The 9,833-nt window shown below is 63.1% G+C and carries 8 protein-coding genes and 1 pseudogene; 4 read left to right on the forward strand and 5 right to left on the reverse strand.

Annotated features, from left to right (window positions below; all coding sequences use genetic code 11):
* Window positions 1–252: 252 nt before the first annotated feature.
* Window positions 253–792, forward strand: coding sequence for a hypothetical protein (locus HMA55_RS10310; RefSeq protein WP_181192961.1), 540 nt, complete (start codon window positions 253–255; stop codon window positions 790–792).
* 174 nt (window positions 793–966) lie between these two features.
* On the opposite strand, the gene ilvC is transcribed toward HMA55_RS10310, so the two are convergent.
* The 3 genes from ilvC to HMA55_RS10325 all read right to left on the reverse strand — a co-directional run bounded on the left by ilvC (window position 967) and on the right by HMA55_RS10325 (window position 4,396).
* A complete protein-coding gene (ilvC, locus tag HMA55_RS10315; protein WP_181192962.1) occupies window positions 967–1,983 on the reverse strand; it encodes a ketol-acid reductoisomerase in 1,017 nt (338 codons plus the stop codon).
* A 74-nt stretch (window positions 1,984–2,057) separates the two neighbouring features.
* On the reverse strand, window positions 2,058–2,576 hold the full coding sequence (gene ilvN, locus HMA55_RS10320) for an acetolactate synthase small subunit (RefSeq protein ID WP_181192963.1): 519 nt from the start codon (window positions 2,574–2,576) through the stop codon (window positions 2,058–2,060).
* A gap of 2 nt (window positions 2,577–2,578) precedes the next feature.
* Window positions 2,579–4,396, reverse strand: a complete 1,818-nt coding sequence (locus tag HMA55_RS10325; RefSeq protein WP_219910532.1) for an acetolactate synthase large subunit — start codon at window positions 4,394–4,396, stop codon at window positions 2,579–2,581.
* Window positions 4,397–4,722: 326 nt separating this feature from the next.
* Here HMA55_RS10325 and HMA55_RS10330 point away from each other — a divergent pair, with 326 nt between their 5' ends.
* Window positions 4,723–5,271 (forward strand): PH domain-containing protein, encoded by a 549-nt coding sequence (locus HMA55_RS10330; protein ID WP_181192965.1) that lies wholly within the window; start codon window positions 4,723–4,725, stop codon window positions 5,269–5,271.
* A gap of 4 nt (window positions 5,272–5,275) precedes the next feature.
* Window positions 5,276–7,114, forward strand: a complete 1,839-nt coding sequence (gene ilvD / locus HMA55_RS10335) for a dihydroxy-acid dehydratase (RefSeq protein WP_181192966.1) — start codon at window positions 5,276–5,278, stop codon at window positions 7,112–7,114.
* A gap of 1 nt (window position 7,115) precedes the next feature.
* Here the strand turns inward: ilvD and HMA55_RS10340 are convergent, their stop codons facing one another.
* On the reverse strand, window positions 7,116–7,973 hold the full coding sequence (locus HMA55_RS10340; protein ID WP_181192967.1) for a DoxX family protein: 858 nt from the start codon (window positions 7,971–7,973) through the stop codon (window positions 7,116–7,118).
* Window positions 7,974–8,154: 181 nt separating this feature from the next.
* On the opposite strand from HMA55_RS10340, the gene HMA55_RS10345 reads away from it, so the two are divergent.
* A complete protein-coding gene (locus HMA55_RS10345) occupies window positions 8,155–9,558 on the forward strand; it encodes a YkvI family membrane protein (protein WP_181192968.1) in 1,404 nt (467 codons plus the stop codon).
* A 105-nt stretch (window positions 9,559–9,663) separates the two neighbouring features.
* Here HMA55_RS10345 and HMA55_RS10350 read toward each other — a convergent pair.
* A pseudogene (locus HMA55_RS10350) lies at window positions 9,664–9,833 on the reverse strand (IS30 family transposase); the annotation flags it as partial.

Below are 9,833 nucleotides of genomic sequence, written 5' to 3' on the forward strand. Positions count from 1 at the left end.
ATGCTTACCGACGACCAACGGTATCCGCCCGATTCCTTATTGACAACTAACTGAAAATCGTTACGGCGCTGCACCTGCGCCCCTAAGGCGCTGGGAAAATGATGCGACGGGATCGACGCGAGCCACACGGGTACCAGAATGCGGTGCGAATATTTGTTAGAGTGGGCGGTCGTTCACGGAGGATGCTGGCACGTCCACGCGATCCACGCGAACGGTATGCCAGCACTTGTGTTAGCACGAAAGGAATTTACAATGACCAACCCGAATGACCCGAACCGCAACCCCAAGGACTTTGGCGAGGGCAAGATCGAGGACGCGAAGAACTTGGGCAAGGACAAGGTCAACGACCTTCGTGGCACCAAGGACGTTAAGGACGCCAACGTTGATCCGTCCAAGGATGTCCGTGTTGAGCGCACCACCACCGAGCGCACGACCGCTACCCCGGCACGTAGCACCGCCGGCTCCACTGCCGTGACCGAGGAGAACAACGGTGGCGGCTGGTGGAAGTGGCTGCTGGGCATCTTCGTAGCACTGCTGCTGCTGTGGCTGCTGTGGCTCCTGTTCTCCGGCAACGACGACGAGGGCACGACCGTTACCTCCACCACCACCGCCGCAACCGAGGTCGTCTCCGAGACCACCACCGTTGACAACGGCGCTACCGAGTCCGCCGCCACCTCCGAGTCCGCTGCGGCAACCGGCGACAACGCCGCTGACGACACGGTTACCCAGACCGAGATCGTCGACGAGGTGACCGAGACCCTCGCACCGTCCGAGGCTCCGGCGACCAACTAGCCGCTTCTCTCACCGCAGAGAGTGCACCCCGCATCCCCGGTCAGGGGACGCGGGGTTTTTGCTTTGCCTCCGCGAGGGTTTGAAGGCTAGCTCGACGACAAGCGCTGGGCGCAAGAACGAAGAACGCGGCAGGGCTGATGGAGCCCTGCCGCGTTTGCGTCGTCGCTGATAGCTCTAGCGCGCGGTATCGTTGAGTGGCGCCTTCACCCAGCTCATCATGTCCCGCAGCTGGGCACCGGTCTTCTCAATCGGGTGCTGCGCCACCTTGTCGCGCAGGCCCTCGAGCTCCTTGTTGCCACCCTCGACGTTAGCGACGAGGCGCTTGGTGAACGTCCCGTCTTGGATGTCCTTGAGGATCTCACGCATGCGGTCCTTCGCGCCTTCGTCGATGACGCGCGGGCCGGAGAGGTAGCCACCGAACTCCGCAGTGTCGGACACCGAGTAGTTCATGTTGGCGATGCCGCCTTCGTAGATCAGGTCGACGATCAGCTTCATTTCGTGCAGGCACTCGAAGTAGGCCATCTCCGGCTCGTAGCCCGCCTCAACGAGCACCTCGAAGCCGTTCATGATCAGGTACTCCAGGCCGCCGCAGAGCACTGCCTGCTCGCCGAAGAGGTCAGTCACCGTCTCCGCTTCGAAGGTGGTGGGGATGACTCCGGCGCGGGCGCCGCCGATAGCGGCCGCGTATGACAGAGCGAGGTCGCGTCCGTTGCCCTGCGGGTCCTGTTCCACCGCGATGAGGCAGGGCACGCCCTTGCCGTCTGCGAAGGTACGGCGGACCAGGTGCCCCGGCCCCTTCGGCGCAACCATGGCGACGGTGATGTTGTCGGCCGGCTTGATCAGGCCGAAGTGGATGTTCAGGCCGTGGCCGAAGAACAGCGCGTCGCCGTCCTTCAGGTTCGGCTCGATGTCTTCGGTGAAGATCTGCGCCTGGGAGGTGTCCGGCGCGAGCAGCATGATCACGTCGGCCCACTCGGCGGCATCCGCGTTGGTCTTGACCTCAAAGCCAGCCTCGCGCGCCTTCTCCGCGGACTTGGAGCCATCACGCAGGCCCACGACGACCTCGACACCGGATTCGCGCAGATTCTGCGCGTGGGCGTGGCCCTGGGAGCCGTAGCCGATGATGGCGACCTTCTTGCCCTGGATCAGGGACAGGTCTGCGTCGTTGTCATAGAGCACGTCGATTGCCATGTGTACGTCACTTCCTTCAATTTATGAGACGGTCATTTCACATTATGACACAACCGCCTACGGGGGTTGAGAATTCAGTCGGCCTTCGCCATCGTCTTGGATCCGCGCGAGAGCGCCACCGAACCCGACCGTGCGAGTTCTCGGATGCCGAAGGTTTCCATCACCTCGAGAAACGCCTTCAATTTGGCGGAGTTACCGGTGGCCTCGATGATCACGGAATCCACCCCGACGTCAATCACTCGGGCGCGGAAGAGATTCGCCGCATCCACCACTTGGGGGCGGGTGAGGTTATCTGCCGTTACCTTCACCAAGAGCAGCTGGCGGCCGACCGACGTGCCGTCGTCAAGCTCGAGCACCTTGTGCACCTGGATGAGCTTGTAGAGCTGTTTGGTGATCTGCTCAACGGCGTGCTCCGTGGCGTCGACAACGACGGTCAGCCGGTTTATGCCGTCTGTCGCCGTCTTGGCCGAAACCAGCGAGACCAAGTTGTAGCCGCGACGGGTGAATAGCGCGGTGACACGGGTGATAATGCCGTCGACATCGTCAACAAGCACCGACAGCGTGTGGCGGGTGATGGGTTCTTGCTGGGCCATGCTTAGTTCTCCTCCTGCTCGAGCGATGCGATGGTCTCGTTGATTGCCTCGGGTGTTTCAGCCGCGGACTCCTCCTCGCCGAAGAACGGCCGCATGCCGCGCGCATACTCGATGTCGGAGTTGGAGGTGCCGGCCGCGATCATCGGCCATACCTGCGCGTCCTCGCCGACCACGAACTCGACCACGACGGGGCGGTCGTTGATCTCCCGGGCGCGCTGGATGGCCGTTTCGACGTCGTCAGCAGACGTGACCCGGAAGGACACCGCACCCAACGCCTCCGAGAGCTTCACAAAATCAGGCACGTACACCTCGCCGCCAAGCTTGGTGTGGGAGTAGTTGCCCTCGTAGAACAGGGTCTGCCATTGGCGCACCATGCCCAGGTTGCCGTTGTTGATCAGCGCCACCTTGATGGGGAAGCCCTCGAGTGCGGCGGTAGTGATCTCCTGATTGGTCATTTGGAAACAGCCGTCGCCGTCAATGGCCCACACTTCCGCATCCGGCATGGCCGCCTTCGCGCCCATTGCCGCGGGGATGGAAAAGCCCATCGTGCCCGCGCCGCCGGAGTTGATCCAGTGCCGGGGCTCCTCGTAGTCGATGAACTGGGCGGACCACATCTGGTGCTGGCCCACGCCGGAGACGTAAATCGTCTCAGGCCCGGCAACCTTTGACAGCGTCTCCAACACAAACTGCGGAGCCAGCGTGCCGTCGGTGTGCGGCTCGTAGCCGCGCGGGAAGCGCTCCTTGAGGTCCTGCAGGCGCGCAATCCACGGGTCGATGCTCGGCGCCTTGACCTTCCCCTTCTCGGCGCCTTTCTCGGCCCCCTTCCCGGCAAAGTGGTCCGTGAGTTCGGAAAGCACCCGTTTTGCATCGCCGACAATGGGGACGTCAACCGCGCGGATCTTGCCCACCTCCGCCGGGTCGATGTCCGCGTGGATGATCTTCGCGTGGGGTGCGAACGTATCGGTGTCGCCGGTCACGCGGTCGTCGAAACGCGCGCCGATTGCGATGAGCAGGTCGGATTCCTGGAACGCGCCGACGGCCGGAACCGTGCCGTGCATACCGGGCATGCCCAAGTACAGCGGGTGCGACTGAGGGAAGGCACCGAGCGCCATCAGCGTGGTCACCACCGGGACGCCCGTTGCTTCCACGAATTCTGCAAGTTGCTTGTGCGCGTTCGCCTTCACCACACCGCCACCGATGTAGAGCACTGGGCGCTCCGCCTTAGAAATCATCTTCGCCGCTTGTGCGATCTGACGGTTGTGGGGCTTCGTGTTCGGCTTGTACCCAGGCAAATCCACCTTCGGCGGCCAGTTGAACTCTATCTCAGCGTTTTGCACATCTTTTGGAATATCCACCAGCACCGGACCCGGGCGTCCAGTAGAAGCGATGTGGAAAGCCGAAGCGATAGCTCGCGGTATATCTTCCGCCTTAGTCACCATGACGTTGTGCTTAGTAATCGGCATGGTGATGCCGCGGATATCCGCCTCCTGGAACGCGTCGGTGCCCAGCAGCGGCGAGCCGACCTGGCCGGTGATCGCAACCATCGGCACGGAGTCGAGGTACGCGTCCGCGATTGGCGTGACCAGGTTCGTCGCGCCAGGACCGGAGGTGGCGATACAGACGCCGACCTTGCCGGACGCCACCGCGTAGCCCTCCGCGGCATGGCCCGCCCCCTGCTCGTGACGCACGAGCACGTGGCGGAGTTTCTCGGCGCGAAACAGCGCGTCATACAGCGGGAGCACCGCACCACCGGGCAGGCCGAACACAATCTCGGTGCCCAGCTCCTCAAGACTGCGAACGACGGCATCCGCGCCTGTCATGCGTTCGGGCTTTCGTTTTTCTGAAGCTGCCACGGTTGAAGGCTCCTTGCTCGCTCAATTGTTCTCTGCAATCTTCTCTGCGTCGCGATCTCATACAACAAAAGCCCCCGACGAGCGTCGTGCTCTCGAGGGCGCTTGGTCTGTGAGCGGCGTAGTAAAACGCACCCGCTACGGCAAGCGCCGTCGGGATACGATAATTACAAGTCGCTCGTTGATCACGTGAAAAAGACTAGCGCGCACCCGTACCGTGCGCAGGTTTTTATTCAGATATTTAAATTGCGGGCTATTGCTTATCGACGTCCCAAAGGTGACTACCATCCCCAACTATGACTGACACGCCGGAGCACACCCCGCACGTTTTCAGACCGACGCGAGAACACATCCTCGCCATCGTGATTGCAACCGGTATCGCGCTCATGGGCATCCTCTGGGCGCCCAAGTACCTGGCGTGGCTGCTCATCTTCCCAGCACTCTGGCTGGCATGGGTACTGGCCTCCTCCACCACTGTGAGCGAGCGCGGCATCACCGCGAAGTACCTCTTCCGGAAGAATGTCACCCTGCCGTGGCAGGACCTGGAAGGCCTGGCGTTTCAGGGCTCCTCCGTCTCCGCTGTCACCACCGGTGGCGCGAAACATCCACTGCCCGGCGTGACCTTTAATTCTTTGCCCGACCTCGCGGAGGCTTCGAACGGGCGCATCACCGATGTAATTACGTCAGCCCAGGAGGCGGCGGACGGCAAGTTCGAGATCATCGACAGGGGCGGGCACAAAGTTTTGCTCAACCGAGAAGAGTATGACGCTTACGTCGCCGAGCACCCAGACCTGCCCGGCCCGCGCCCCGCCGTAACCGAGGCAGCACCCGAAACAAAGGAGTAATACCGTGATCCCGCTTCGCTCACGAGTCACCACCGTCGGCCGTCAGGCCGCTGGCGCCCGCGCCCTGTGGCGCGCCACCGGCACAGGCGAAAACGAGTTTGGCAAGCCCATTGTGGCCATCGTGAACTCCTACACCCAGTTCGTGCCCGGCCACGTGCACCTCAAGGAAGTCGGCGACATCGTTGCCGAGGCCGTGCGCGCGGCCGGCGGGGTGCCGAAAGAGTTCAACACCATCGCCGTCGATGACGGCATCGCCATGGGCCACGCCGGCATGTTGTACTCGCTGCCCTCCCGCGAGATCATCACCGACTCGGTGGAGTACATGGTCAACGCCCACACCGTGGACGCGATGGTGTGCATCTCCAACTGCGACAAGATCACCCCTGGCATGCTCAACGCCGCGATGCGCCTAAACATCCCGGCCGTGTTCGTCTCCGGCGGTCCGATGGAGGCCGGCAAGGCGTTCTCCGTCGGCGGGGTGACTAAGCCAAAGTCCGACCTCATCGACGCCATCGCGCTGTCTGCAAACGACGACGTCAGCGACGCCGAGTTGGACGACATCGCGAACAACGCCTGCCCCACTTGCGGCTCCTGCTCGGGCATGTTCACCGCGAACTCCATGAACTGCCTCACCGAGGCGCTGGGGCTTTCCCTGCCCGGCAACGGCACCACCCTGGCCACCCACACCGCGCGCCGGGAGCTGTTTGAGAAGGCCGGCCGCACGGTCATGGAGCTGTGCGAGCGCTACTACGGCCAGGGCGACGAGTCGGTCCTGCCGCGCAACGTGGCAAACGTCCACGCGTTCCGCAACGCGATGGCGCTGGACATGGCGATGGGCGGCTCCACCAACACCATCCTGCACATCCTCGCCGCGGCGCAGGAAGGCGACATCGACTTCGACCTGTCCGACATCGACGAGCTTTCCCACCAGATCCCGTGCCTGTCCAAGGTCGCCCCGAACGGCGAGGCGCACGTCGAAGACGTCCACCGCGCCGGCGGCATCCCCGCCATCCTGGGCGAGCTCAACCGCGCCGGCCTTTTGCATGACGATGTGCACTCCATCGCGTACCCGTCGCTCAGCGAATGGCTCGCCGACTGGGACATCCGTGGCGGTTCCGCCACCGATGAGGCGCTCGAGCTCTACCACGCGGCCCCCGGCGGCGAGCGCACCACGAAGGCATTCTCCCAGAGTGCACGCTGGTCCGAGCTGGACACTGACGCGCGCAACGGCGTCATCCACGACGTCGAGCACCCGTTTACGTCCGATGGCGGCCTGGTTGTGCTGCGCGGCAACCTCGCGCCCGACGGGGCGATCTTGAAGACCGCGGGTGTAGAAGAAGGGCTGTGGGAGTTCTCCGGCCCCGCGCGCGTGGTGGATTCGCAGGAGCAGGCGGTAAGCATGATCCTCAACCGCGAGGTCCTCGAGGGCGAGGTCGTGGTGATCCGCTACGAAGGCCCAGCGGGCGGGCCAGGGATGCAGGAGATGTTGCACCCGACGTCGTTTCTGAAAGGCGCAGGCCTGGGCAAGAAGTGCGCGCTGATCACGGACGGTCGCTTCTCGGGCGGCACCTCCGGGCTATCCATCGGCCACATCTCCCCCGAGGCTGCGGCCGGCGGGCTGATCGGTTTGATCGAAAACGGCGACACCGTCTCCATCTCCGTGTCCAACCGCGAACTCAAGCTGGACGTGCCTGACGACGAGCTTCGCGCCCGCCGCGAAACAATGGAAGCCTCCGACAGCCCCTGGACGCCGAATCGTGTCCGCGAGGTGTCGAAGGCTCTGCGTGCGTACGCCTCCATGGCCACCAGCGCCGACAAGGGCGCGGTGCGCAAGGTGGATTAAATTACGCGAATGGGTTGATCTCAGTGCCGAACCACCAGATCAGCCCGGCGGCCGCAAGCCCGACCAGCGCGCCGACCCAGCTGGAGGCCAGCGGGCGCTTGGCCCAGCCGCGGGAGGCGTCGATGCCGTAGCGGCCCGGTCCGGTGAACTGCACCGCAAGTGATGCGGCGAGCAACATCACTGGAACCCAGGTCTCCGGAGTCCAGGCGAACACGTTGAACCCGTCCGACTGCGCGTTGAAGGCGTCGAGCGCCATGAATCCGGTCACCGCGATTGCCACCAGCGCCGCGACCGGTGTGAGCAGACCTAGGACGAGGAAGACGCCGGCCGCGAGTTCGAGCGTGGGCACTACTACGGCGAGGCCGTTGCCGTACGGGTAGTTGGCGTAAGCCGTCTCGAGCCCGGAGATGCCTTCGTTGCCGCCGAGGCGGAAGAAGGTTCCCACCGAATCGATGATGAGAAACGCCCCCAGCGCCAGCCGCAGCAGGAACAGTCCGAAGTCGGTGGTGCCACGGCGGGTCTCCTCCTCCACCACGACCGGCTCTGCGGACTCGGTGTAGGTGGGCTCTACGCTCTCCGTCACCGCGCTTTGCTCGGCCGGGGGCACGTATACCGGCTCTCGTTCCACAGAAGCTGTCTCGAACGCGGTCGTGGCCGGCGCCGGCGACTCGGGGATTAACGGGCCGGACTGCTGCTCGCCGCTCGGGAAGATCTCCGTCGGCGCCGCTTTGCCGGTCCGCGTGTAGAGACCCTCAGAGGCAGCAGTGGTGCCGCCGGAGTACTCAGGAACATCCGGGGTGTCCAAGTTGGACAGGTCGTTTTGTTCTTTGGGCGTGAGGTCGCGTGGGTTGTTAGCCATGTCCAACAATGTATGCGAGATCGCTGCCTATTCCTTGGTAACGCGCCGTTCGAGCAGCAAACGCAGCCCCGTGCGCTGCGGTGTTGGCGGCGGGAACCTGTGGACGTCGGTTAGCAATGGCTCAGTAATGCTGTTACCGTCGGTTCCGCTCTTTTTACTGTTACTTTCATTGAGGATCATTATGGGTAAAACGTTCAAAGTTGCCCTTGCGCTGGTGGGCCTTACCGTCGGCGCGGGTTTCGCCTCCGGCCAGGAGGTGATCCAGTACTTCCTGTCCTTCGGCTACTGGGGCATCGTCGGTGCGGCCGTCGCAGGCATCAGCATCGCCGTGTTCAGTGGCTGGGTCTACCAGCTGGGCTCCTACTACCTGGCCGACGACCATAGTGCCGTATTTAAAAGCGTGTCACGTCCGTGGATTGCCAAATACATGGACATCACCACCATGTTCACGCTGTTTTGCATCGGCTTCGTTATGGTCGCCGGCGCCGGCGCGAACCTGAACCAGCAATTCGGCCTGCCCACATGGGCCGGCTCCGCCATCATGGTCGTGCTGCTTTTGCTGTCGGGGCTTCTCGACGTGGACAAGCTGACCAGCGTGATCTCCTTCATCACGCCGCTGCTGATCGTGTGCCTGCTCGGAGCATTCGTGATCACGCTGACGAACATGCCGGACAACATCGGGCAGATCAACGAGATTGCCCAGACCAATCCTCACGCCTCCGGCACCTTTGGCAACTGGCTGATCACGGCATTGAACTACGCCACGCTGGTGATGATCATGGACACCTCCATGATGCTCGTCTTCGCCGGCTCCCACATGAACCCGGCACAAGCCGGCAAGGGCGGCCTGCTCGGCGGCATCATGTTCGCCGTCCTGCTGCTCATCCTGACGTTCGTCCTGTTCATGAACATGGAAAACGTCATGGGCGCGGACCTGCCGCTGCTCAAGGTGTTCGACAACATGCACCCCACTGTCGGCGTGTTCGTGTCCATCGTGATCTACCTGATGATTTACAACACGGCCGTCGGCCTCTTCTACGCCCTGGGCCGCCGCCTGAGCCATGACAACCCGAAGAAGTTCCGCCCGTACTACGGCATCGTGGTGCTCATCGGCTTCGCCCTGTCCTTCATCGGCTTCGCCGACCTAGTCGGCTGGGTCTACCCGGTTCTGGGCTACCTGGGCCTCGTACTCGGTGTGGTCATGGGTGTCGCCTGGTTCCGCGACCGCAAGAACATCCAGGATGAGACCAGCCGCCGTGAGCGCCTGGCGGAGCTGGCCGAGACACAGCTGAACCCGGAATCTGACAACCTCACCGGCGCCGAGCGCGCCGAGGTGGACGAGCTGACCTCGGACTCCCATGTGGGCGGCCAGGACCTGTGGCAGTCCGTGCAGGAGGAGGTCGCCGCTGACATGCACACCGACTCCTCCAGCGACTTCGACATCAAGTCGGTACCAGCGCTCGACCCAGAGTCTGATTCCTACACTGGCGCTCCCGACACCCCGGGAGAAAACATCCACTGGGAGTCGTACGAGGAAATGTACAAGACCGGCGAATTCCCCGCTGTGAAACCCGAGGGCAAGTAAGCCCGGTTGAAAAAACGCTCTCCCGGTCACCGTTTGGTGCCCGGGAGTTTTTCGTTGCCGGGGGCACAAATGGTGAAAGGCAAATGGTGAAGCCCCGGGGCGGGATCAAGCGGTTAATGCGCCACGTTTGAATATTTGCTGGAGTATCTCACGTGGGGTTGCTCCGCCGAGGACTTGTCGGGGTGTGTCGTTGAGTTCGTCTTGCACCCAGGCGACGTGCTCGGGGGTGACTTCGGCGAAGTCGGTGCCTTTCTTGTAGAAGCGGCGGCGGATCT

This window comes from Corynebacterium wankanglinii, assembly GCF_013601005.1.
Classification (GTDB): domain Bacteria; phylum Actinomycetota; class Actinomycetes; order Mycobacteriales; family Mycobacteriaceae; genus Corynebacterium; species Corynebacterium wankanglinii.